The following is a 22,381-nucleotide window of genomic DNA, read 5'->3' on the forward strand; positions in this document are numbered from 1 at the left end:
TGCCATGCCATTCGTTGAACGGGTTTTTTCGGGCGTCCAGCCGACGGGCAATCTGCACCTCGGCAATTATCTCGGCGCAATCGTCAACTTCGTGAAGATGCAGGAAACCCACAACTGCATCTATTGCGTCGTCGACATGCACGCGATCACGCAGGGCGTGGACGTCTGGGGCGGACCGGTCGAGCTCGCGCGCAACACCCGCGAGGTGACCGCGGCGTTCATCGCCAGCGGCATCGATCCGAGCAAGCACATCGTGTTCAACCAGAGCCAGGTCTCGGGTCACGCCGAGCTCGCCTGGATCTTCAACTGCGTCGCGCGCATGGGCTGGCTCGGCCGTATGACCCAGTTCAAGGAGAAGGCCGGCAAGGACCGCGAGAACGCCTCCGTCGGTCTGTTCGACTATCCCGTGCTGATGGCGGCTGACATTCTGCTCTACCGCGCCACCCACGTGCCGGTCGGCGAGGACCAGAAGCAGCATCTTGAGCTCTCGCGCGACATCGCGCAGAAGTTCAACAACGACTTCGCCGACTCGATCCGCAGCCAGGGCGCCAATGACGGCCTGTTTTTCCCGCTGCCGGAACCCTTGATCACGGGCCCGGCGACGCGCGTGATGAGCTTGCGCGACGGCACCAAGAAGATGTCGAAGTCGGATGCGTCGGATAATTCGCGCATCAATCTGACCGACGACGCCGACACCATCGCGCAGAAGGTCCGCAAGGCCAAGACCGACCCGGAGCCGCTGCCGACCGAGGAGAAGGGTCTGGAAGCGCGTCCCGAGGCCGACAATCTCGTCGGTATCTTCGCCGCGCTCTCCGGCCGCTCCAAGGCCGACGTGCTCAGGGATTTCGGCGGCGGCCAGTTCTCCAGCTTCAAGAACGCGCTGGTGGATTTGTGCGTCACGAAGCTCGCGCCGATTGCCGGCGAGATGAAGCGCCTCGTCGCCGACCCCGGCCATATCGACGCGATCCTGAACGATGGCGCCGACCGCGCGCGCGCGATTGCCGACGAGACCATGACGCTCTCGAAGGACATCGTGGGCTTCATCCGTCGGCGCTGATAATAAGTTCGCGAAAACGCGGCCGACGCCACGGCGCCGGCTCGCTTCTGCTCTCCCCAAGTACTACGGAGTGTGGCAGCATGTCAGCGTGGACATTCCGGGACATGCATGACCAGCAAGCGACTTTGCTTCGAGCCGGGTCACAAGCCCAAATGCCTCGTCATCGTCGACGACACCGCCGAATGGGATCGCGCGGTCTATTACGCCAGCCGCTGGGCGATTCGGGCCGGTGGCGGCGTGGTGATGCTCCGCATCATCGAGCCCGAACAGCAGAGCCAGGAATGGCTGGGGGTCGCCGACATCATGCGCGCCGAAGCGCATGAGGCGGCCGAAGCCGCGCTCGACCGTGCCGCCGGCCGCGCCAACGGCATCGCCGCGATCACGCCGGAACGGGTGATCCGCGAAGGCGCTGCGATGGAACAGCTGCTGGCGGTGATCGACGAGGACCCCGACATCGCCATGCTGGTGCTCGCCGCGAACCCGGGCGCGGAAGGCCCGGGGCCATGGGTCGCGCTGCTCGCGCACGCGCTGGGCACGTTCCCGGTGCCGGTGACGGTCATTTCCGGCGCGCTCAGCGACCAGAGCGTGGATTCGCTGTCCTAGACTGCTGCTCGTTCGCCTCGCCCCGTTAGCCGGCAGAGGGAAGAAGCGGGTACCCTAACCCGCTGATATAACAGGTGAACGGCCAGCTTACCCCTTGACCGTGCGTTCGCCGTCGCCATCTGCTAGTGGATAGAGCACGCGCCGGCCTTGAACCGGCGACGTCTGGAGAAAACCATGTTCATTCAAACCGAAGCCACCCCCAATCCCGCCACGCTGAAGTTCATTCCCGGCCGCGTCGTGGTCGACGGCGGACCGATGGAATTTGCCAACCGCGAATCGGCCGCACGCTCGCCGCTCGCCGAAAAGCTGTTCGAAGTCCCCGGCGTCACCGGCGTGTTCTACGGCTCGGACTTCATCACCGTGACCAAGGCGAACGGTGAATGGCAACAGCTCAAGCCCGCGATCCTCGGCGCCATCATGGAGCACTACATGTCCGGCGCGCCGCTGCTCGCCGACGGTACGGCCGCGAGCGATGTCGATCTCGACGACGAGGACGAGTTCTTTGACGAAGCCGATGCCGAGACGGTCGACATGATCAAGGATCTGATCGAGACCCGCGTGCGGCCAGCGGTCGCCAATGACGGCGGCGACATCACTTTCCGCGGCTTCAAGGATGGTATCGTCTATCTCAACATGAAGGGCTCCTGCGCCGGCTGCCCGTCATCGACCGCGACGCTCCAGCACGGCATCCAGAACCTGCTCAAGCACTTCGTCCCCGACGTGGTCGAAGTCCGGCCGATGTAGGCTGGGGCCGCAAAGGCGTGGATGGCCGGGACAAGCCCGGCCATGATGACGAGCATTCCATGACGGATGGTGCTACCATCGTTCCATGCTGATCCTTGCCATCGATACCGCGCTGGAAGCGTGCGCGGTTGCCGTTCTCGACACCGATGCCGGCCAGCTCCTCGCGCAGGAGCAGCTTCTGATGAAGCGCGGCCACGCCGAAGCGCTGATGCCGATGATCGCGCGCGTGATGCAGTCAGCCAACCTCGCCTTCACAGCGCTCGAGCGCATCGCGGTCACCATGGGCCCCGGAAGTTTCACCGGCCTGCGCGTCGGCATTTCGGCCGCCCGCGGCCTTGCGCTTGCTGCGAAGCGGCCCGCCGTCGGCCTGACCACCTTGTCGGCCTATGCCGCCGCCGTCGTCGGCCAGAGCGGAGCGGCGCCGGTGATCTCGGCGATCGACGCGCGGCACGACCACGTCTATTTCCAGATCGTGGCCGGTGACGGCAGTCAGCTGGTGCGGCCGGGCGTCGCTCCCATCGACGAGGCGATCGCGGCGTCGCAATTCGGCGCGCCGCATCTGGTCGGCAATGCCGCGAAGATCCTCGCCGAGCGCTGGCCGAAAGATATGCCGCAGCCGGTCGCGGTCGACGCGCAGCCCGCGCCCGACATCGGCTGGGTCGCATGGCTTGGCGCCGCCGCCGATCCCGCGACAAATCCGGCGCGGCCGTTCTATCTGCGGGCGCCCGACGCAAAGCCGCCCGCACAACTGCCGCTTGCAGCACAAGCCGCAAGCTCACGATGAAATGGTTGTCGGAATGGTGGCGCGGCGGTACGGCCGTCGTCGAGCCGGCTGTCGCGCGCGACGTCGCACGGCTTGCGCAACTCCACGGCGCCTCCTTCGCGCGCGGTTGGGGCGAAGGCGAGTTCGAGAGCATGCTCAGCGAGCGCAACACGCTGGTGCACCGGTTGCGGCTCGGCCGCAAGACCGTGGGCTTCGCGGTGTCGCGGATCGGCGCAGACGAAGCAGAGATTCTCTCGATCGCGGTCGATCAGGCCCATCGCGGCCGCGGCCTCTCTCGCACGCTGCTGATGACCCATCTCGGCCACCTGGCAGGACGCGGCGTGCGCACAATATTTCTTGAGGTCGAGGAAAATAACCAGCCGGCGCGGCGGCTCTACGACCGAGCCGGATTCATGGTGGTCGGACGCCGCGAACGCTACTATAAGCAGCCGAACGGGGAACAATTGAACGCACTTCTGATGCGACGTGACTTGTCGTAACATTGATGGCAGAAAGCGCCCCGTCAGGCGGACATCACATGACTGGTCTTAAACCTTCCCCCGCTTCCAAGGCGTCCGGCATCGAGGCGCGCTGTGCCGCCACAGGCATGCGCATGACCGAGCAGCGTCGTGTCATCGCCCGCGTGCTCGCGGAGGCGGTCGATCATCCCGATGTGGAGGAACTATATCGCCGCTGTGTCGCGGTCGACGACAAGATCTCGATCTCGACCGTGTATCGGACCGTCAAGCTGTTCGAAGATGCGGGCATCATCGAGCGCCATGATTTCCGCGAAGGCCGCGCGCGCTACGAGCAGATGCGCGACAGCCATCACGACCACCTCATCAACCTGCGCGACGGCAAGGTGATCGAGTTCACCTCCGAGGAGATCGAGAAGCTCCAGGCGGAGATCGCCCGCAAGCTCGGCTACAAGCTGGTCGATCATCGGCTCGAACTCTATTGCGTCCCGCTCGACGACGACAAACCCACAAGTTAAGTGGCGATCGATCTCGTCATCTTCGATTGCGACGGCGTGCTCGTGGACAGCGAGGTGATCTCCTGTCGCGCGCATGCAGATGTGCTGTCGAGGCACGGCTATCCGATCACATCGGAGCAGGTGCTGGTCCGCTTCCTCGGCGTATCCGAGAAAGATGCACGGCGAATGGTCGAACAGGAGATCGGCCGCAATCTTCCCGATGATCTCGAAAGCCAAGTGAATGCTGCGACGCTGCAATTTTATGCCAGCGATTTGCAGCCGATCACCCATGTGGCCGCAGCGATTGGCGCAATCGATTTGCCCAAATGCGTTGCGTCGAGCGGCACACCGGAGAAGATCCATCATGGCCTGACCTGCGCCGGTCTCTACGATCTGCTTGCGCCGAACATCTTTTCCGCGAGCCAGGTCGCGCGCGGCAAGCCCGCGCCCGATCTTTTTCTGTTCGCCGCCGCGCAGATGAAAGTCGCGCCGGAGCGGTGCCTCGTGATCGAGGACAGCGTCCCCGGGGTGACCGGCGCGCATGCCGCCGGGATGACCGTGCTGGGCTTTTACGGTGGCAGCCATTGCCCGCCGGGCCACGCTGAAAGGCTCCGGGCCGCCGGGGCCGGATTGACGTTCGACGATATGCGGCAATTGCCGGAGCTGGTCCGGCGGGTCGCGGCGGACACCCTGGCGGGCTGATTCAGGGTATTTTCTGAGTGCAGCTGGCGGCTGCCGGGACACGCACACGCCCGGAATCCCGAGGTTTTGGCGGGATTCCGCACTTCCCGCCAGCGCTCGCCCCGGAATGACAGCCCAAAGGGCGCCAATCGCTGGATTTTCGCCTCCCCAGCCTATATCTGAGGGCGGTCCTCCACCTCAATTCCGGATTCCATGACGCCGCCGCGCAAGCTGCACATCAAATCATATGGCTGCCAGATGAACGTCTACGATGCCCAGCGCATGGTGGACACGCTGGCCCCGGAAGGATTCGTGGAGACGGCCAGCGCTGATGACGCCGACCTCGTCATCCTCAACACCTGCCATATCCGCGAGAAGGCCTCGGAAAAGGTCTATTCGGAGCTCGGCCGCCTGCGCGTCGCCAAGGACGCCGCCGCGCGCGACGGGCGTACCATGCAGATCGCGGTCGCAGGCTGCGTGGCACAGGCCGAGGGCGAGGAGATCGTGCGCCGTGCACCCGCGGTCGACGTCGTGGTGGGACCGCAGAGCTATCATCATTTGCCGCAGCTGTTGAAGCGCGCCGGCAATGAAGGCCGCGCCATCGAGACCGAATTTCCGGCTCAGGACAAGTTCGGCTTCCTGGCCCAACCCAAGCCCGGCGCGATCCGCGCCCGCGGCATTTCCGCTTTCGTCACGGTGCAGGAAGGCTGCGACAAGTTCTGCACCTTCTGCGTCGTGCCTTACACGCGTGGCTCGGAAGTCTCGCGGCCGGTGACAAAGATCGTCGACGACGTGAAGCGGCTCACCGAGAACGGCGTGCGCGAGCTCACGCTGATCGGACAGAACGTCAACGCCTATCACGGCGAGGGACCGGACGGAAAAAGCTGGCCGCTCGGCAGGCTGCTGGAGCACCTCGCGGCGCTCCCGGGCGTCGCGCGGCTGCGTTATTCGACCAGCCATCCGCGCGATGTCGATGACAGTCTGATTGCAGCCCATCGCGATCTCGATGCCTTGATGCCGTTCGTGCACCTGCCGGTGCAGTCGGGCTCGGACCGGATTCTGGCTGCCATGAACCGGAAACATACCGCCGATGATTATCGGCGTGTCGTCGACCGTTTCCGGTCCGCACGCCAAGACATTGCTTTCTCATCAGATTTTATCGTCGGCTTCCCCGGCGAGAGCGAGCAAGATTTTCTCGCGACCCTCGCGCTTGTCACGCAAATCGGCTACGCTGCGGCATATTCGTTCAAATACTCCGCCCGGCCGGGAACGCCGGCCGCGGACATGCAGGAGACGGTGTCCCCCTCCGAGATGGACCAGCGATTGGAGCGGCTCCAGGAACTGATCGACAGCCAGCAATCGGCCTTCAACAAGGCTGCGATTGGCTCAACGGTCGATGTGCTGTTCGAGCGCCCGGCCCGCAAGGACGGCCAGATCGTCGGCCGCACCGCCTTCCTCCAGCCCGCGCATGTGATGGCCTCCCCCGACATCATCGGACAGATCCTGCCGGTCCGGATCGACAGTCTCGAACGCTACAGCTTCCTCGGCGAGCTCGCCATGGCGCGCGTGCCCGCTTTATCGCCCATCGCCACTGGAGCCTGAACCCTTGCCAAAAAGCGCATCGGATTCGTCTTCTTCCATCGCTCCCAGCCGCAAATTTGACCGCGACATGCAGGTTCCGCCCGAGACCCAGGTCGTCATCGACTTCGACGACAACCGCGCCGCGTCGGCGCTGGTCGGTCCTTACGGCCAGCATCTGGCACAGATCGAACGGCGGCTCGGCGTCGTCGTCGATTCCAAGGGCAACCACATCACGATTGGCGGCTCGCGCGACGGCTGCGATGCCGCGCGCCGGGTGCTGGAGACGCTCTACGCCCAGGCCGTGAAGGGACAGGATCTCGACCAGGGCGAGGTCGAGGGCGCGATCCGAGCCGTGATCGCGCAGGGCTCGCTGTTCGAGTTCGATGCCAAGTCGGCCAAATCCAGCTTCGACAGCATCAATCTGCGCAAGCGCCCGGTGCGTGCGCGCACGGCGGCGCAGGATTCCTACATCCGCGCGCTGAAGCGCCACGAGCTGGTGTTCGGCATCGGCCCCGCCGGCACCGGCAAGACCTGGCTCGCGGTCGCGCATGCCGCGCAGCTATTCGAGCGCAAGGAAGTCGACAAGATCATCCTGTCGCGCCCGGCGGTGGAAGCCGGCGAGCGGCTCGGCTTTTTGCCCGGCGATCTCCGCGAGAAGGTCGATCCTTATCTCCGCCCTATCTACGACGCGCTCTATGACCTGATGGACGCGCGCATTGTCGAGCGCGCGCTGCAGACCGGCGAGATCGAGATCGCGCCACTCGCCTTCATGCGCGGTCGCACGCTGACCAACGCGGCCATCATCCTGGACGAGGCGCAAAACACCACGTCCATGCAGATGAAGATGTTCTTGACCCGCCTTGGCGAGAACAGCCGCATGATCGTCACCGGCGATCCCTCGCAGATCGACTTGCCGAACGGCCAGACCTCGGGCCTCGCCGAGGCGACGCGCCTGCTGAGCGGCGTCGAAGGCATTGCGCAAGTTCATTTCAAGGCCGAAGACGTGATCCGCCACGAGCTCGTGGCGCGGATCGTCTCCGCCTACGAAGGGTCGCCGCAGCGGCCGGCCGCCGGTAAATCCTGACGAGACAGCAACCGGACCATATGGGCGCGGACACGGCGCCCCTTCGTTCGGAACAAGGACAATGTCACACCCCAACCTTCCCATCACCGAGGTCCTCGTCGTCGCCGATTGCTGGCAGCGGGAGCCCGAATCCGAAGCCGTGATCCAGCGCGCCGTGGCGGCCGCCGCCGAGAATGTCGACGAAGACGTTGCGGAGGCGGAAGTGGCGGTGATGCTGACCGATGATGCCGGCATCCGCATCCTGAACAGCAACTGGCGCGGCATCGACAAGCCGACCAACGTGCTGTCGTTTCCCGCGCTGCAGCCGGAAGGCGACTGGAAGCCTGGCGATGCGCCGCGCATGCTGGGCGACATCGCGATCGCCTACGAGACCACGCGGCGTGAGGCGGACGAGGAACAAAAGCCGTTCGATCATCATTTGAGCCATCTCGCCGTGCACGGTTTCCTGCATCTGGTCGGCTACGACCACGAAAACGAAGACGACGCCGAGGAAATGGAAGCGCTCGAACGAGAGATCCTGGCTCATCTCGGCATTCCCGACCCCTATGCCGACCGCCCAGGGACGCATTGAGATGCCGGATTCGGACCCGACTCACGACAATCCGCGCAACACGGCCAATTTACCGGTCGTGGTGACCTCAGGCGAGGTGATGCGCCCGACCGCGGAGGGCTGGCTGCTGCGTGCCATTCGCAGCCTGTTCGGCTGGAAGGCAGGTTCGGTGCGCGACGACCTCCAGGTCGTACTCGACGCCACGACGCCCGACGACACCGGCTTCTCGACGGTCGAGCGCACCATGCTGCGCAACATCCTCGGCCTGCACGAGCGTCGCATCGCCGACGTCATGGTGCATCGCGCCGACATCGTCGCGGTCAAGCGCGACATCCCGCTCGGCGAGTTGATGGACCGTTTCGAGAGCGCCGGCCATTCGCGCCTCGTGGTCTACAACGAGACGCTCGACGATCCTGTCGGCATCGTCCATATCCGCGATCTGCTCGCCTTCATGACCGCGCGTGCGCGCGTGTCGGGGGTCACGAAAACCAAGCGCAAGAAACCGCTGCCGGCCGGGCTCGATCTGCGTACGGTCGATCTCGCGCTGCCGCTCGAGGAAGCGCGCATCATCCGCAAGCTGCTCTACGTGCCGCCGTCGATGCGGGCGATCGACCTGCTTGCGCAGATGCAGGCCACCCGCATCCATCTGGCGCTGGTGGTCGACGAATATGGCGGCAGCGACGGCCTGGTCTCGCTCGAGGACATCGTCGAGCAGATCGTCGGCGAGATCGACGACGAGCATGACAGCGACGAGCCGCCCTCGATCGTGCGGCTGCCCGACAACGCCTTCATCGCCGACGCCCGCGCCAGCCTCGACGACGTCCGCACCGTGATCGGCGAGGACTTCGTCACCGGCGAGGCCGGCGAGGAAGTGGAGACGCTGGGCGGCTATCTCGTCAGCTTCGTCGGGCGCCTGCCGGTGCGCGGCGAGGTGATCTCGGGCCCCGGCCATTACGAGATCGAGGTGCTCGATGCCGATCCGCGCCGGGTCAAGCGACTGCGGATCTCGACGCGAAAGGAGCGCCCCGCGCCGCGCACCCAGCGCGAGAGCCGGCGCCGCGAGGCTGCGCCGGATGGCAGCCAGCCGACGGCCAGCGACACGCCCACCCCGCCGCCAAGCGACGGGACCGGTCCGCAGTGAGCCCTTTCCAGCGATTTCGCCAGATCGCGCTTGCCATCATCCTGACCTGGGGATGGAAGCGCGCGCTCGTCGCGATGGCTGCCGGCGCGCTCTCGGTGCTGGCGCTGGCGCCGTTCAATGTATTCCCGGTGCTATTCGTCACCTTCCCGGTGCTGGTCTGGCTGATCGACGGCACCGGCGCCGGACGATATCGCGGCGTCCCCGCCGCGGCGCTTACCGGCTACTGGTTCGGCCTCGGCTATTTCGTGCCCGGCCTCTACTGGATCGGCTACGCCTTCTTCGTCGACGCCGATGTATTCGCCTGGCTGACGCCGTTCGCCGTGCTGGGCCTGCCGGCCTATCTGTCGATCTTCACGGCAATGGGCTTTGCGCTCGCCCGCCTGCTCTGGACCAAGAACGCGACGCGCGTGCTTGCGCTCGCGGCAAGCCTCACCATCACGGAATGGCTGCGGGGTCATGCGCTGACCGGCTTTCCCTGGAACGCGTTCGGCTATGCGCTGTCCGAGCCGCTGCCGCTGGCACAAACGGCGTCGCTGATCGGCCTGTGGGGCATGACGTTCCTGACGGTTGCGATCTTCGCAAGCCCCGCGGCGCTGATCGACCGCACGCCCGATCGCCGCCTGGCGTGGCGCGCACCGGCCGCGGCCCTGGCGCTCCTGCTGGTCATGAGTATCTTCGGCGCGATCCGCCTGTCGCTGCATCCGACCACGATGGTCGCGGGCCCCAAATTGCGCCTGATGCAGCCGGATCTCCAGCAGGACGCGAAATTCAACTACGCCGCCAAGGCGGAGGTGATGAAGAAATATCTGGCCTTGTCGGACCGCGCCTCCGGACCGCAATCGACCGGCGTGCGCGATGCCACCATCCTGATCTGGCCGGAATCCGCCTTTCCGTTCTTCCTGACTCGCGAAGCCGATGCGATGGCGCAAATCGCGGAGCTTCTGCCCAAGGGCACGGTGCTGATCACGGGCTCGGTCCGCGCGCCCGACCTGCCGCGGGGCACGCCGATCACACGCGCCTATAATTCGATCTACGTGATCGACCATGACGGCAGCGTGCTCTCTATGTACGACAAGCTGCATTTGGTGCCGTTCGGCGAGTTTCTTCCCTACCAGGGCCTGATGGAGAAGCTCGGTTTCGAGCAACTCACGCGTGTGCGCGGCGGCTTCATTGCCGGCACCGTGCGCCATGCGCTGCCGGTCCCCGGCGCGCCGTCCGCGCTGCCGCTGATCTGCTACGAAGCAATCTTTCCCGGCGAGGTGGCCGGACGCAATGAACGTCCGGGCTGGATCGTGAATCTCACCAATGACGGTTGGTTCGGAATTTCGACCGGTCCCTACCAACACCTCGAACAGGCGCGGATGCGCGCGATCGAGCTCGGATTGCCGCTGGTTCGCTCCGCCAATACCGGCGTTTCCGCAGTGATCGATCCGGTGGGACGCATCGTCGCCAGCCTCGGTCTCGGGATCGAAGGCATTTTGGATGCAAATCTGCCCGCCGCGATCCCGCCGACTATCTATGCGCGCGTGGGCGATGTCCCCGCGGCCATGTTTGTCGCGCTCGCCGTGTTTCTGGCGGTCCGCCGACGTGTTGCCAAACGGCGTCCCTGATCACGCAGCCGCGGCCGATAGCTTTTGACAACCGTAGTCCCACGGTTGACAGACTGCACGCGGCCTCCTCATTCTGCACCGGCTGCAAAAGACAGTGGGTATTGCTAAATTTCTCCGCAATGTTTCCCAATAACAGGGTCTGATTTTGACGTTGCTTACACCTCAGGCATTCCTGATTGCGCCGAAGGTGATGTTTGGAGGGCTGAGGAAATGTCGAAAGCGCCCAACCCTGTTGACAAATATGTCGGCAGTCGCGTGCGGATGCGCCGCATCATGTTGGGCATGAGCCAGGAAAAGCTCGGTGAAGCTTTGGGCCTGACTTTCCAACAAGTTCAGAAATACGAGAAGGGCACAAACCGGGTCGGCGCGAGCCGCATCCAGCAAATTGCCGAAATTCTCCAGGTGCCGGTGTCCTTCCTGTTCGAGGGCGGTCCGAGCGGCGTGGCGGGGCCGGACGGCTTCGCAGAAGGCGCATCGCCGTCTTACGTCTCGGATTTCCTCGCGACTTCCGAAGGACTCGCTTTGACCAAGGCGTTCACCCGAATCACCGATTCGAAGATGCGCCGCTCGATCGTCGATCTCGTCGAGCAGATTGCGGCCCGCGAAGGCCCCGACAAGCGCTGACGCGCCATCTCAATCCGATTTGAGACTGCGTCAAATCTGGCCTATGTCGTCATTTGTGGCCGCGCTTTGATGCGCGTCCTCCTTGATGATGCGATTCAAAGGCACAGATGCGCCCATGGCCAGCTCCAATTGGTTCGATTCTCAAACTATTCTCGATGGCATCCGCCGCTGGGCGGAGGTCGAGACGCCAACGGACACGCCTGAACAGGTCAACAAGCTCGTCTCGATGGTCGCGGAGCAATACCGCGATCTCCCTGTTACGCTCGAGCGCATCGCCGGTGTCGATGGTTGCGGCGATCATCTCGTGGCGCGCTCGACCTGGGGCCAGGACCGGCCGGGCATCCTGGTGCTGAGCCACCTCGATACCGTTCACCCTATGGGATTCATCGAGCGCCTGCCGTTCAAGGTCGAAGGCGACAGCGCGTTCGGTCCCGGCATCTACGACATGAAGGGCGGCGCCTACATCGCCCACCACGCCTTTCGCGCGCTTTGCGCCACGGCCGATCGCCCGCCGCTCGGCATCACCCATCTGTTCACTTCGGACGAGGAGATCGGCAGCCCCACCTCTCGCGCACTCATCGAGACCGAAGGGCGCAAGGCGAAATACGTGCTGGTGACGGAGCCGGCGCGCGAGGGCGGCAAGATCGTCACCGGCCGCAAGGGCGTCGGGCGATTCGAAGTGTTCATCAAGGGCGTGCCCGCGCATGCCGGCACGCGGCCCCAGGATGGCCGCAGCGCGATCCGCGAACTCGCCAACATCATCCTGGCGCTGGAGGCGATGAACGATCTGGCGCGCGGCGTCACGGTCAATGTCGGCGTGGTGCGCGGCGGCACGCGGCCCAACGTGACGCCGGAAGAAGCCCATGCCGAAATCGATCTGCGCGTGCCGAGCCTCAAGGACGCGGATGAATTCGTCGGCAAGATCCTCGCTTTGACATCGAAGACAGATGGCGTCACCGTCAAGGTCACGGGCGGGCTCAATCGTCCGCCTTACGAGAAGAGCAATGCAGGCGCTTCGCTGTTCGAACATGCGAAGACCGTTGCCACGGAGATCGGCTTCGAACTGGTCGACGTTCACACCGGCGGCGGCTCGGACGGTAATTTCACCGCCGCCCACACCGCGACGCTCGACGGGCTCGGCGTCGACGGCAAGGGCGCGCACACCCATTATGAGCAGCTCTATGTCTCGTCGCTCGCACCGCGCGCACGGCTGCTCCACCGCCTCTACCAGACGCTACGATGAGTGAGCGCAAATCAGATCCGGATCGCGAGGACAGCGAGCGCGCCTTCTTCGGACGCCGCAAGGGCCACAAGCTCAGGCAGCACCAGGCCGAGCTGATCGATCATCTGCTGCCGCGCCTTGCGCTCGCCATCGGCCGCGAAGCACCGGCGGATGCCCGCGAGATCTTCGTCCCCGCAGCCGACGATTTGCGGCTCGAGATCGGCTTCGGCGGCGGCGAGCATCTTGCGGCGGAAGCGCAGACCTTCGCCACAACCGGCTTCATTGGCTGCGAGCCTTACGTCAACGGCATGGCGAAGATCCTCGCGCAGATCGAGGCCGCCGAGATCGGCAACATCCGCCTGTTCGCAGGCGATGCCGCCGAGCTCCTGGCCTGGCTGCCGGAAGCTTCGCTGTCGCGGATTGACCTGATCCATCCCGATCCCTGGCCGAAACGGCGGCACTGGAAGCGGCGCTTCGTCCAGGACCGGACCATCGCCGCGATGGCGCGCGTGCTGAAAGCCGGCGGCGAATTTCGTTTCGTCTGCGACATCGACGATTACTGCGCCTGGACGCTGTCGCATCTGTCGCGCTCGCAGGACTTTGTCTGGCTCGCGGAGCGCGCCGATGATTTTCGCCTGCCGTGGGCCGGATACACGATGACGCGTTACGGCGGAAAGGCCACGCGCGAGGGGCGCAAGGCGGCGTATCTGCGGTTCAGGCGGGTCTAGATCGTCTGCCGGTTGCGCCAGAAATTCACGACGCGCTCGGCGGTCGTCGGCATCAAGCGCGTGAAATTCGCGCGCGCCTGCTCAAGATCGGCATCGGCTGGCGTGCGATTCGGGCCGTGCCACATCAGGATCAGCGCCCGCACCGTCGGCCAGCTGACATTCAGCACACGCCCCAGAACCAGGATTGGATCGTAGCGGTCGCCCGTGATCAGGCGGTCGAGGACCGAGAGGCGGACTCCGGACATCGCCGAGAGCGAAGCGATCGCCTCCTCGTATTTGTAGGCCTTCGCGAAGCCAAACAGCGCGCTCTCGCCAAGATGGCCCCCGCGATGCAAGGCCAGCACCGTACGTTGCGCTCCCGAGAAATCGCGACGCGGGCCCGGCGGCAGCGTGGCTTCCTCGATGGCCGCCATGGCGCGCGTGATCTCGACCTGGCGCACGGGATTGACCACGCTCGAGAGGCGACGGCGGATGACGTCGAGCGTACCGTCGAGAAGCTGTTTCAGGTTCTCACCCGAAAGATCGCTGCGCTGGCCGATCCTGAGCGTCAGCACGCCATCCTGCGCGGCACGCTTGATCAGCTCCGAATAGCTGCCAAGCGAGAACACCGCGCCGGCATTGCCCGCGGCGCGGCGCACCACGTCGCGATCGCCGCGCTCGACCAGCACGTCGGTGATGACAGCCGACAGCGTGGGGCGTTCGCTCATCGCCAGCAGATGTCCCTGGCCCTTCAGTCGCGCGATTTCGACGAGAGCGGCGTCGTCGAGCACGGGCGAATGGCGCAGCACGGGGCCCGCCACCGCGATTTCGTTTTCGCGCGCGAGCTCGCTCACGAGACGCCGCGGCGCGTTGTTCAGGCGCGAGAAGCGTTCGGCGAGATCGACGCGCGAGGCGAGCTCGGCATGCGGGACGAGATCGATCAGCAGATTGTCGAAGAGATCGATGACATCGGGACGGAGGTTCTCGGCGTCCTGAAAGAACAATTGGGAAATGGCATGCGCGATCTCGCCGCGACGCCGCGGGTCGCCGCGTTTGACGATATCGTCCAGTCCGGGAATGAGCGACGTGGCAACGGTCATGAAAACGCAAACTCGTAGGGGGCACGCCGCGGGTACGCCCTGGTCCAAGCCGCCCCACAATCAGGGAATCTAGGCCTTGGAGGTGAAGGAAGCGTTGCGCCAGCGGGCCGCACAGCGGGCGCAAAAAGCCTCGCGCGCCGTGCAATGGGCCTTGTCCGAGAGGGCGGAAAGGGCTATATCATCGGCAATTCATCTTCTCATACGATCCGCGTAGTGAGAGTGGGCCCGAAAGGACCCGCTCTTTTTTATTACCTGAACGCGGCCTGGTGGAAGATGTGCGGCCCGCCGATCTGTCGGGAGAGTTCCGAAGCGGGCTTGAAAGCTTAACCAAGCCTTAACCATACCGAGCGCCTTGACCTCTGACATGACCGAACCGAACCCTGGTTCCACGGATGCCGAATTGCTGGCCGAGCCGAGGCTCGTGGTCGAGCCGGGCGTCGCGGCGCGGGTGTCCGCGGTCGCGGGGCCGGTGCTCGAAGGCATGGGCTACCGCCTGGTGCGGATCCGCATTTCCGGGGAATCCGGCTGCACCGTGCAGGTTATGGCAGAGCGGCCGGACGGCTCCATGCAGATCGAGGATTGCGAGGCGATCTCGCGGGCACTGTCGCCCGTGCTCGACGTCGCCGATCCCGTCGATCGCGCGTATCGGCTGGAAATCTCCTCACCGGGGATCGACCGCCCGCTGGTGCGCCGCTCCGATTTCGAGCGTTATGCCGGCCATCTGGTGAAGGTCGAAATGGCTGTCGCCCATGAGGGGCGGAAGCGGTTCCGCGGCACGATCGGCCCCGTCGAAGGCGACCGCGTGCATCTGCATCGCGACGACATCAAGGCGGGCGAGGCTGCCGACGTTCTCCTGACGATGGAAGACATCGCCGAGGCACGGCTGGTGCTGACGGACGAGCTGATCGCGGAATCCATGCGCCGCGGCAAGGCCCAGGCCCGCGAAATGCGCCGCAATCTCGGCCTCGAGCCGCCGGCGGCGCCGCACGCCAGCATCAGCGAAAAAACGACCAAGAACACCAAGCCGACTAAGAAACCGACGCCGGCCGCGACGAAGAAGCCGGCTCCGACCAATACCAAGAAACATCGCCTGGCCGCCGAACGCGCGCGACGGGGCGAAATCGATCCTGACGAAGGAGACTAGCCATGGCAGTCAGCGCCAATCGACTTGAATTGCTTCAGATCGCCGACGCCGTTGCGCGCGAGAAATCGATCGACCGCGGCATCGTCATCGCGGCGATGGAGGATGCCATCGCCAAGGCGGCGCGGGCCCGCTACGGCAGCGAGACCGACGTTCACGCCGAGATCGACCCGAAGAAGGGCGAGCTGCGGCTGTCGCGCCACATGCTGGTGGTCGAGACGGTCGAAAACCATTCCAACCAGATTTCGCTGGTGGATGCGCAGCGCGCCAATCCCGGTGCCCAGGTCGGTGACACCATCGCCGACACCCTGCCGCCGCTGGAATATGGCCGCATCGCCGCGCAATCCGCCAAGCAGGTGATCGTGCAAAAGGTGCGCGAAGCCGAGCGCGACCGGCAATATATGGAATTCAAGGACCGCATCGGCGACATCGTCAACGGCGTCGTCAAGCGCGTCGAATATGGCAGTGTGATCGTCGATCTCGGCCGCGGCGAGGCCATCATCCGCCGCGACGAGATGCTGCCGCGCGAAGTGTTCCGCAACGGCGACCGCGTCCGCGCCTACATCTTCGATGTCCGCCGCGAGACCCGCGGGCCGCAGATCTTCCTCTCCCGCACCCATCCGCAGTTCATGGCAAAGCTGTTCGCGCAGGAAGTGCCCGAGATCTATGACGGCATCGTCGAGATCAAGGCGGTCGCCCGCGATCCCGGCTCGCGCGCAAAAATCGGCGTGATTTCTCGTGATTCCTCGGTCGATCCGGTCGGCGCCTGCGTCGGTATGCGCGGTTCGCGCGTGCAGGCGGTGGTGAACGAATTGCAGGGCGAGAAGATCGACATCATCCCCTGGTCGCCCGACATCGCGACCTTCGTGGTCAACGCGCTGGCGCCGGCCGAAGTCTCCAAGGTCGTCATCGACGAAGACCGCGAGCGCATCGAGGTCGTCGTGCCCGACACCAACAACCAGCTCTCGCTGGCGATCGGCCGCCGCGGCCAGAATGTGCGTCTGGCCTCGCAGCTCACCGGCTGGGACATCGACATCCTGACCGAGCAGGAGGAATCGGAGCGCCGCCAGGCCGACTTCGAGAACTCCACCCGCGTCTTCATGGAATCGCTCAATGTCGACGAAGTGGTCGGCCAGTTGCTGGCGTCCGAAGGCTTCACGTCGGTCGAGGAACTCGCGATGGTGGACGTCAAGGAACTCGCCGGCATCGAAGGTTTCGACGAGGAGACCGCGCAGGAACTCCAGAACCGCGCCCGGGAATATCTCGAACAGCTGGAAGCCGAGCTCGAGGCCAGGCGCAAGGAACTCGGCGTCGAGGACGCCGTGAAGGACGTGCCCGGCGTCACCTCGAAGATGCTGGTGAAGTTCGGCGAGAACGACATCAAGACGGTCGACGACCTCGCCGGTTGCGCCACGGACGATCTGGTCGGCTGGACCGAGCGCAAGGAAGGCGGCGAGCAGACCAAATATCCGGGCGCGCTCGATGGCCTGGAGATCTCCCGTGACGATGCTGAAGCGATGATCATGCAGGCCCGCGTCAAGGCCGGATGGATCACCGAGGCCGATCTCGCCAAGCCTGCTGAAGAGGCCGAGGCGACCGAAGATCAGCCGGCTTAGGGCGCAGGAGGATGTCACCCGGATGCTCGCCGATACTGACCCCGAACTCGACCATGGACCGCGGACCGAAAGGTCCGCGACCGTGCGGATGTGTGCGGTCAGCCGCGAGGTCCGGCCGATCGACGAGCTGATCCGCTTCGTCGTCTCGCCGCAAGGGCACATAGTTCCCGATCTCAAGCGCAAGCTGCCCGGACGCGGCATGTGGGTCACCGCCTCGCGCGAGGTGGTTGCGGAAGCCGTTCGGCGTCACCATTTTACGAAAGCCTTCAAGCGCGAGCTGCGCATCCCTCAGACGTTTCCCGCCGACCTCGAGGCGCTCCTGGTCCGGAGCGTGGTCGAAGCCCTTGGGATTGCGGCCAAGGCGCGCCAGATCGTCGCCGGTTTCGGCAAGGTCGAAAGCGCGCTTCGGGAGGGTACGGTCGAGGTCCTGATCCATGCCAGCGACGGGGCCGCGGACGGAATCCGCAAATTGGACATGCTGGCGCGTCAAAATGAGGGAAATCGCGGCGCCAAGCCGGAGATTCCCGTCGTCACTGCACTAAAATCGACAGAATTGGATTTGGCACTTACCCGGTCAAATGTGATACATGCTGCCCTGCTCGCGGGCCCGGCGAGCAAGTCATTCCTGTCACGTAGCCAGATGCTGGTCCGATACCGGATGGCGGACGCTGACAGGACTGCCGAAAAGCCCGGCCAGGATTTCTGAGAGACAACGACCACCCGATAGCACGGTGCGGCAACGCACAAGACAACAAGATCAGGATTAGGACTGCTTAATGGTTGATACCAAGACCCCTGGCGACAAGAAGCTGAGCGTTCCGAGCAAGACGCTATCGCTCAAGCCGCGCGTCGAAACGGGCACCGTGCGCCAGAGCTTCAGTCATGGCCGTAGCAAGCAGGTCGTGGTCGAGAAGCGTGGCAAGCGCCGTGTCGACGGCAGCCCTGAACCGCAGGTGGCCGAAGTGGCGAAGCCCGCGCCGGCCGCCGCGCCCAAGCCTGCCCCGGCACGCCCCGCGCCGCCGCGCAACGCCGGCTCCGGCGTGGTGCTGCGCACGCTGACCGAGGACGAACGTTCCGCCCGCGCCAGCGCGCTGGCCGATGCCAAGGTGCGCGAAGTCGAAGAGCGCCGCCATGCCGAGGAAGAGGCCCAGCGCCGCGCGGTCCGCGAAAGCGCCGAGCGTGCTGATCGTGAGGCCGCCGAAGCCCGCCGCAAGGCCGAGGAGGAGCGTCACCGTCACGAGGAGGAAGCCAAGCGGAAGGCCGAAACCGAGGCCAAGAAGCGTTTTGGCGAAGGCGAGCAGCCGCAATCTGTGGCGCGCCCTGCAACGGGGACCTCGGCCGCTCCTGCAGCGCGGCCCGGAGCGCCGATGGCGCGACCCGGCACAACCACCACGGCACGCCCGGGAACAACGACCGCGCGACCCGGAACGACCACGCAGCGGCCGGGAGGCCCGGTGGGCCGCGCCCCCGCCGTCGCAGCCGGACCGGACGAGGACGACGGTCCGCGCCAGATCCGTCGCGGCCCCGGCGGCGCTGCGCGGCCTGTGGTCGCTCCCAAGCCCACCCACAAGCCCGGCCCGCAGAAGGAGCGCGGCCGCCTGACGGTCGTCACCGCCTTCAATGCCGACGACGTCCGCGAGCGCTCGATCGCCTCGTTCCGCCGCCGCACCCAGCGCCTGAAGGGCCATGCCGCGAACGAGCCGAAGGAAAAGCTCATCCGCGAGGTGGTCATTCCGGAAGCGATCACCATCCAGGAGCTCGCCAACCGCATGTCGGAGCGCGCGGTGGAAATCATCCGCATGCTGATGAAGCAGGGCGCGATCCACAAGATCACCGACGTGATCGATGCCGACACTGCGCAGCTGATCGCCGAGGAGCTTGGTCACACCGTCAAGCGCGTTGCCGCGTCCGACGTTGAAGAAGGCCTGTTCGACGCCATCGACGATTCGACCGACACCGAGCCGCGCTCGCCGGTGGTGACGGTGATGGGTCACGTCGACCACGGCAAGACCTCGCTGCTCGATGCGCTCCGTCATGCCAACGTGGTCTCCGGCGAAGCCGGCGGCATCACCCAGCATATCGGCGCCTATCAGGTGCTGTCGCCCGAAAGCGGCAAGAAGATCACCTTCATCGACACGCCCGGCCACGCCGCGTTCACCGCGATGCGCGCGCGCGGCGCCAAGGTGACCGACATCGTCGTGCTGGTGGTTGCGGCCGACGACGGCGTGATGCCGCAGACGATCGAAGCCATCAACCACGCCAAGGCGGCGCGGGTGCCGATCATTGTTGCCATCAACAAGATCGACAAGCCCGACGCCAAGCCCGAGCGCGTGCGCACCGAGCTGCTCCAGCACGAGGTGCAGGTCGAATCCTTCGGCGGCGAAGTCGTCGATGTCGAAGTGTCGGCGAAGAACAAGACGAATCTCGACAAGCTGCTCGAGATGATCGCGCTCCAGGCCGACATCCTCGACCTCAAGACCAATTCGGATCGTCCGGCCGAAGGCACCGTGATCGAAGCCAAGCTCGATCGTGGCCGCGGTCCGGTCGCGACCGTTCTGGTCCAGCGCGGCACGCTCCGTGTCGGTGACATCATCGTCGCCGGCGCCGAAATGGGCCGCGTCCGCGCGCTGATCTCGGATCAGGGCGAGACGGTGCAGGAGGCAGGTCCATCCGTGCCGGTCGAGGTGCTCGGCTTCAACGGTCCGCCGGAAGCCGGCGATCGTCTCGCCGTGGTCGAGAACGAAGCCCGCGCCCGCCAGGTCACCAGCTACCGCGCGCACCAGAAGCGCGAGAACGCGGCTGCCTCGATCTCCGGCATGCGCGGCTCGCTCGAGCAGATGATGTCGCAGTTGAAGACGGCGGGCCGCAAGGAATTCCCGCTGATCATCAAGGCCGACGTGCAGGGCTCGCTGGAAGCGATCCTCGGCTCGCTGGAGAAGCTCGGCACCGACGAAGTCGCCGCGCGCATCCTGCATGCGGGTGTCGGCGGCATCTCGGAATCGGACGTGACGCTCGCGGAGGGCTTCAACGCCGCGATCATCGGCTTCTCGGTTCGTGCGAACAAGGAGGCCGCTGCGGCCGCCAAGCGCAACGGCATCGAGATCCGCTACTACAACATCATCTACGACCTCGTGGACGACGTGAAGAAGGCCATGAGCGGCCTGCTCGCGCCGACCCTGCGGGAAACAATGCTCGGCAATGCCGCGATCCTGGAGATCTTCAACATCTCCAAGGTCGGCAAGGTCGCCGGCTGCCGCGTCACCGACGGCACCGTGGAACGCGGCGCCAACGTGCGCCTGATCCGCGACAACGTCGTCGTGCACGAAGGCAAGCTGTCGACGCTGAAGCGCTTCAAGGACGAAGTGAAGGAAGTCCAGTCCGGTCAGGAATGCGGCATGGCCTTCGAGAACTATCACGACATGCGCGCCGGTGACGTCATCGAGTGTTACCGCGTGGAGACGATCCAGCGCTCCCTGTAAGTCCAAATCTTACCGAAGCGCCTGGATCTTTTTTGAACTGAATTGCGGGAGTGCGATGGCCGGATTTTTTCCGGCCATCCACCCCTCTTCGTTTCAGCAAGACAAATGACAATGCCCGTGTCCCAAAAGCGGGCATGACGAGGTGATTTTCAGACCATGCCCCGCCATCATCAAAAAAAGAGTTCCGCGTCTGGCGGCTCGCAACGTCAGTTGCGGGTCGGCGAGCAGGTTCGCCATGCGATAGCCGAGATTCTGGCGCAAGGCAGCGTGCATGATGCTGACCTCGAAGGTCACATCATCACCGTGCCGGAGGTGCGGATGTCGCCCGACCTGAAGCTCGCAACAGTCTACGTGATGCCGCTCGGTGGCCGCGACACCGAGATCGTCCTCGCTGCGCTCGAGCGCAACAAGAAATTCCTGCGCGGCGAGGTCGCGCGGCGCGTTAACCTGAAATTTGCACCTGACCTTCGCTTCCGCGTCGACGAACGATTCGACGAAGCGGAACGGATCGAGAAGCTTTTGCGAACACCCGCGGTGCAGAAGGACCTGGAACAGGATCCGGATACGGATCGGGAAGAAGAACGATGACGATGGACCCGGCTCACGGCACGATCGGCGGCGAAGAGGCCGATCAGCTCGACGTGCAGAAGAATAATTTTGCGGACATGAGCGGCAATTCTCAGCCCGCTCAAGAGCCGCGCCGCGTCAACAACGATCCGCGCGCCAACAAGCAGAAGGGCAACCAGCCGCGCCGCGACCGCCGCGACGTGCACGGCTGGGTCGTGCTCGACAAGCCGATCGGCATGACCTCGACGCAGGCCGTTGCCGTGCTCAAGCGCCTGTTCAACGCCAAGCGCGCCGGCCATGCCGGCACGCTCGATCCGCTGGCCTCCGGCGGCCTGCCGATCGCGCTCGGCGAGGCCACCAAGACCGTCCCCTTCGTCATGGACGGCCGCAAGCGCTACCGGTTCACGGTGTGCTGGGGCGAGGAGCGCGACACCGACGACATCGAGGGCCGGGCGACCGCAACCTCGGACCAGCGCCCGACTCGGGAGGCCATCGAGGCCCTGCTGCCCCGTTTCACCGGGGTGATCCAGCAGATCCCGCCGCGCTATTCCGCGATCAAGGTCCAGGGCGAGCGCGCCTACGACCTCGCCCGCGACGGCGAGATCGTGGAACTGGCCTCGCGCCCGGTCGAGATTCACCGATTAAGCCTTGTAGATCAACCGGATAGCGACCGGGCCGTGTTCGAGGCCGAGTGCGGCAAGGGCACCTATGTCCGCGCGCTGGCCCGCGATATGGGCCGGATTCTCGGCACTTACGGCCATATCTGCGCACTGCGGCGGACCCTGGTCGGCCCATTTGGCGAGAACGACATGATTCCGCTGGATCAGCTGGAGGCTTTGTGCGATAGAGCCGCGTCCGGCGAGGGTAGCCTCGCCGACGCGCTTATGCCCGTTGAGACCGCGCTGGACGACATCCCGGCACTGGCCGTCACTCGGGCTGATGCGGCAAGGCTCCATCGGGGCCAGGCCGTTTTGTTGCGCGGACGGGATGCGCCCACTTGTAGCGGCACAGTCTATGTCACGGTGGCAGGCCGGCTTCTCGCGCTTGCCGAAGTCGGCAATGGCGAAATCATCCCCAAGCGTGTGTTCAACCTGACCGGCCTGACTGCCAGCGCCGATCGCAACGAGAGAAATTGACG

Annotated in this window: 22 protein-coding genes; 21 read left to right on the top strand and 1 reads right to left on the bottom strand. The window is 65.1% G+C overall.

What is annotated here, in order from left to right:
- The first annotated feature begins 4 nt into the window (after nucleotides 1-4).
- The 15 genes from trpS (at nucleotide 5) to ACFQX9_RS03705 (ending at nucleotide 13,361) form a co-directional block, all read left to right on the top strand.
- Nucleotides 5-1,057, top strand: coding sequence for a tryptophan--tRNA ligase (gene trpS, locus ACFQX9_RS03635; RefSeq protein ID WP_377786641.1), 1,053 nt, complete (start codon nucleotides 5-7; stop codon nucleotides 1,055-1,057).
- A gap of 108 nt (nucleotides 1,058-1,165) precedes the next feature.
- A complete protein-coding gene (locus tag ACFQX9_RS03640) occupies nucleotides 1,166-1,660 on the top strand; it encodes a universal stress protein (RefSeq protein ID WP_377786643.1) in 495 nt (164 codons plus the stop codon).
- 174 nt (nucleotides 1,661-1,834) lie between these two features.
- Nucleotides 1,835-2,404, top strand: a complete 570-nt coding sequence (locus tag ACFQX9_RS03645; RefSeq protein ID WP_377786645.1) for a NifU family protein — start codon at nucleotides 1,835-1,837, stop codon at nucleotides 2,402-2,404.
- 85 nt (nucleotides 2,405-2,489) lie between these two features.
- On the top strand, nucleotides 2,490-3,188 hold the full coding sequence (gene tsaB / locus ACFQX9_RS03650) for a tRNA (adenosine(37)-N6)-threonylcarbamoyltransferase complex dimerization subunit type 1 TsaB (protein ID WP_018455812.1): 699 nt from the start codon (nucleotides 2,490-2,492) through the stop codon (nucleotides 3,186-3,188).
- Nucleotides 3,185-3,667, top strand: coding sequence for a ribosomal protein S18-alanine N-acetyltransferase (gene rimI / locus ACFQX9_RS03655; protein WP_018455811.1), 483 nt, complete (start codon nucleotides 3,185-3,187; stop codon nucleotides 3,665-3,667). Before tsaB ends, rimI begins: the two co-directional genes overlap by 4 nt.
- A 38-nt stretch (nucleotides 3,668-3,705) precedes the next feature.
- Complete coding sequence (locus ACFQX9_RS03660; protein WP_007598312.1) at nucleotides 3,706-4,161, top strand: Fur family transcriptional regulator; 456 nt, start codon at nucleotides 3,706-3,708, stop codon at nucleotides 4,159-4,161.
- On the top strand, nucleotides 4,162-4,842 hold the full coding sequence (locus ACFQX9_RS03665; protein ID WP_377786648.1) for an HAD family hydrolase: 681 nt from the start codon (nucleotides 4,162-4,164) through the stop codon (nucleotides 4,840-4,842).
- A 192-nt stretch (nucleotides 4,843-5,034) separates the two neighbouring features.
- A complete protein-coding gene (gene miaB / locus ACFQX9_RS03670) occupies nucleotides 5,035-6,423 on the top strand; it encodes a tRNA (N6-isopentenyl adenosine(37)-C2)-methylthiotransferase MiaB (protein WP_085349873.1) in 1,389 nt (462 codons plus the stop codon).
- 4 nt (nucleotides 6,424-6,427) lie between these two features.
- Nucleotides 6,428-7,486, top strand: coding sequence for a PhoH family protein (locus tag ACFQX9_RS03675; protein WP_085385549.1), 1,059 nt, complete (start codon nucleotides 6,428-6,430; stop codon nucleotides 7,484-7,486).
- 61 nt (nucleotides 7,487-7,547) lie between these two features.
- The gene (ybeY, locus tag ACFQX9_RS03680; protein WP_377786651.1) at nucleotides 7,548-8,057 is read left to right on the top strand and encodes an rRNA maturation RNase YbeY; all 510 of its coding nucleotides are present in this window, start codon (nucleotides 7,548-7,550) and stop codon (nucleotides 8,055-8,057) included.
- Nucleotide 8,058: 1 nt separating this feature from the next.
- Nucleotides 8,059-9,177, top strand: coding sequence for a hemolysin family protein (locus ACFQX9_RS03685; protein ID WP_026233030.1), 1,119 nt, complete (start codon nucleotides 8,059-8,061; stop codon nucleotides 9,175-9,177).
- On the top strand, nucleotides 9,174-10,787 hold the full coding sequence (gene lnt / locus ACFQX9_RS03690; protein WP_377786653.1) for an apolipoprotein N-acyltransferase: 1,614 nt from the start codon (nucleotides 9,174-9,176) through the stop codon (nucleotides 10,785-10,787). Before ACFQX9_RS03685 ends, lnt begins: the two co-directional genes overlap by 4 nt.
- Before the next feature lie 210 nt (nucleotides 10,788-10,997).
- Nucleotides 10,998-11,411, top strand: coding sequence for a helix-turn-helix domain-containing protein (locus ACFQX9_RS03695; protein WP_007598327.1), 414 nt, complete (start codon nucleotides 10,998-11,000; stop codon nucleotides 11,409-11,411).
- Between the two features lie 85 nt (nucleotides 11,412-11,496).
- Nucleotides 11,497-12,654, top strand: a complete 1,158-nt coding sequence (locus ACFQX9_RS03700) for a M20 family metallopeptidase (RefSeq protein ID WP_377786655.1) — start codon at nucleotides 11,497-11,499, stop codon at nucleotides 12,652-12,654.
- Nucleotides 12,651-13,361 carry a tRNA (guanine(46)-N(7))-methyltransferase TrmB gene (locus ACFQX9_RS03705; RefSeq protein ID WP_377786657.1) on the top strand — a complete coding sequence of 237 codons (711 nt, stop codon included), beginning with the start codon at nucleotides 12,651-12,653 and terminating at the stop codon, nucleotides 13,359-13,361. The genes ACFQX9_RS03700 and ACFQX9_RS03705 overlap by 4 nt, the downstream gene beginning before the upstream one ends.
- On the opposite strand, the gene ACFQX9_RS03710 is transcribed toward ACFQX9_RS03705, so the two are convergent.
- Nucleotides 13,358-14,440 (bottom strand): DUF2336 domain-containing protein, encoded by a 1,083-nt coding sequence (locus ACFQX9_RS03710; protein ID WP_018455801.1) that lies wholly within the window; start codon nucleotides 14,438-14,440, stop codon nucleotides 13,358-13,360. The genes ACFQX9_RS03705 and ACFQX9_RS03710 overlap by 4 nt on opposite strands.
- 364 nt (nucleotides 14,441-14,804) lie before the next feature.
- On the opposite strand from ACFQX9_RS03710, the gene rimP reads away from it, so the two are divergent.
- The 6 genes from rimP (at nucleotide 14,805) to truB (ending at nucleotide 22,379) form a co-directional block, all read left to right on the top strand.
- Nucleotides 14,805-15,584: a ribosome maturation factor RimP gene (rimP, locus tag ACFQX9_RS03715; protein ID WP_018455800.1), complete on the top strand. Its 780-nt coding sequence runs from the start codon at nucleotides 14,805-14,807 to the stop codon at nucleotides 15,582-15,584.
- A 2-nt stretch (nucleotides 15,585-15,586) separates the two neighbouring features.
- A complete protein-coding gene (gene nusA, locus ACFQX9_RS03720) occupies nucleotides 15,587-17,197 on the top strand; it encodes a transcription termination factor NusA (protein ID WP_007603900.1) in 1,611 nt (536 codons plus the stop codon).
- Between the two features lie 22 nt (nucleotides 17,198-17,219).
- On the top strand, nucleotides 17,220-17,903 hold the full coding sequence (locus ACFQX9_RS03725) for an RNA-binding protein (protein WP_018455799.1): 684 nt from the start codon (nucleotides 17,220-17,222) through the stop codon (nucleotides 17,901-17,903).
- 70 nt (nucleotides 17,904-17,973) lie between these two features.
- Nucleotides 17,974-20,676: a translation initiation factor IF-2 gene (infB, locus tag ACFQX9_RS03730; RefSeq protein ID WP_018455798.1), complete on the top strand. Its 2,703-nt coding sequence runs from the start codon at nucleotides 17,974-17,976 to the stop codon at nucleotides 20,674-20,676.
- Between the two features lie 156 nt (nucleotides 20,677-20,832).
- Nucleotides 20,833-21,264: a 30S ribosome-binding factor RbfA gene (gene rbfA / locus ACFQX9_RS03735; RefSeq protein WP_026233028.1), complete on the top strand. Its 432-nt coding sequence runs from the start codon at nucleotides 20,833-20,835 to the stop codon at nucleotides 21,262-21,264.
- Nucleotides 21,261-22,379, top strand: a complete 1,119-nt coding sequence (truB, locus tag ACFQX9_RS03740) for a tRNA pseudouridine(55) synthase TruB (protein ID WP_018455796.1) — start codon at nucleotides 21,261-21,263, stop codon at nucleotides 22,377-22,379. Before rbfA ends, truB begins: the two co-directional genes overlap by 4 nt.
- Nucleotides 22,380-22,381 lie beyond the last annotated feature (2 nt).

Source organism: Bradyrhizobium sp. GCM10028915 (assembly GCF_042666195.1).
In the GTDB taxonomy this organism is placed as follows: Bacteria; Pseudomonadota; Alphaproteobacteria; order Rhizobiales; family Xanthobacteraceae; genus Bradyrhizobium; species Bradyrhizobium canariense_D.

Bases quoted from the DNA above. Each gene is read 5' to 3' on its own strand.
- trpS (WP_377786641.1), top strand. From the start codon at position 5: ATGCCATTCGTTGAACGGGTTTTTTCGGGCGTCCAGCCGACGGGCAAT.
- ACFQX9_RS03640 (WP_377786643.1), top strand. From the start codon at position 1,166: ATGACCAGCAAGCGACTTTGCTTCGAGCCGGGTCACAAGCCCAAATGC.
- ACFQX9_RS03645 (WP_377786645.1), top strand. From the start codon at position 1,835: ATGTTCATTCAAACCGAAGCCACCCCCAATCCCGCCACGCTGAAGTTC.
- tsaB (WP_018455812.1), top strand. From the start codon at position 2,490: ATGCTGATCCTTGCCATCGATACCGCGCTGGAAGCGTGCGCGGTTGCC.
- rimI (WP_018455811.1), top strand. From the start codon at position 3,185: ATGAAATGGTTGTCGGAATGGTGGCGCGGCGGTACGGCCGTCGTCGAG.
- ACFQX9_RS03660 (WP_007598312.1), top strand. From the start codon at position 3,706: ATGACTGGTCTTAAACCTTCCCCCGCTTCCAAGGCGTCCGGCATCGAG.
- miaB (WP_085349873.1), top strand. From the start codon at position 5,035: ATGACGCCGCCGCGCAAGCTGCACATCAAATCATATGGCTGCCAGATG.
- ybeY (WP_377786651.1), top strand. From the start codon at position 7,548: ATGTCACACCCCAACCTTCCCATCACCGAGGTCCTCGTCGTCGCCGAT.
- ACFQX9_RS03685 (WP_026233030.1), top strand. From the start codon at position 8,059: ATGCCGGATTCGGACCCGACTCACGACAATCCGCGCAACACGGCCAAT.
- ACFQX9_RS03695 (WP_007598327.1), top strand. From the start codon at position 10,998: ATGTCGAAAGCGCCCAACCCTGTTGACAAATATGTCGGCAGTCGCGTG.
- ACFQX9_RS03700 (WP_377786655.1), top strand. From the start codon at position 11,497: ATGATGCGATTCAAAGGCACAGATGCGCCCATGGCCAGCTCCAATTGG.
- ACFQX9_RS03705 (WP_377786657.1), top strand. From the start codon at position 12,651: ATGAGTGAGCGCAAATCAGATCCGGATCGCGAGGACAGCGAGCGCGCC.
- ACFQX9_RS03710 (WP_018455801.1), bottom strand. From the start codon at position 14,440: ATGACCGTTGCCACGTCGCTCATTCCCGGACTGGACGATATCGTCAAA.
- rimP (WP_018455800.1), top strand. From the start codon at position 14,805: ATGACCGAACCGAACCCTGGTTCCACGGATGCCGAATTGCTGGCCGAG.
- nusA (WP_007603900.1), top strand. From the start codon at position 15,587: ATGGCAGTCAGCGCCAATCGACTTGAATTGCTTCAGATCGCCGACGCC.
- ACFQX9_RS03725 (WP_018455799.1), top strand. From the start codon at position 17,220: ATGCTCGCCGATACTGACCCCGAACTCGACCATGGACCGCGGACCGAA.
- infB (WP_018455798.1), top strand. From the start codon at position 17,974: ATGGTTGATACCAAGACCCCTGGCGACAAGAAGCTGAGCGTTCCGAGC.
- rbfA (WP_026233028.1), top strand. From the start codon at position 20,833: ATGCCCCGCCATCATCAAAAAAAGAGTTCCGCGTCTGGCGGCTCGCAA.
- truB (WP_018455796.1), top strand. From the start codon at position 21,261: ATGACGATGGACCCGGCTCACGGCACGATCGGCGGCGAAGAGGCCGAT.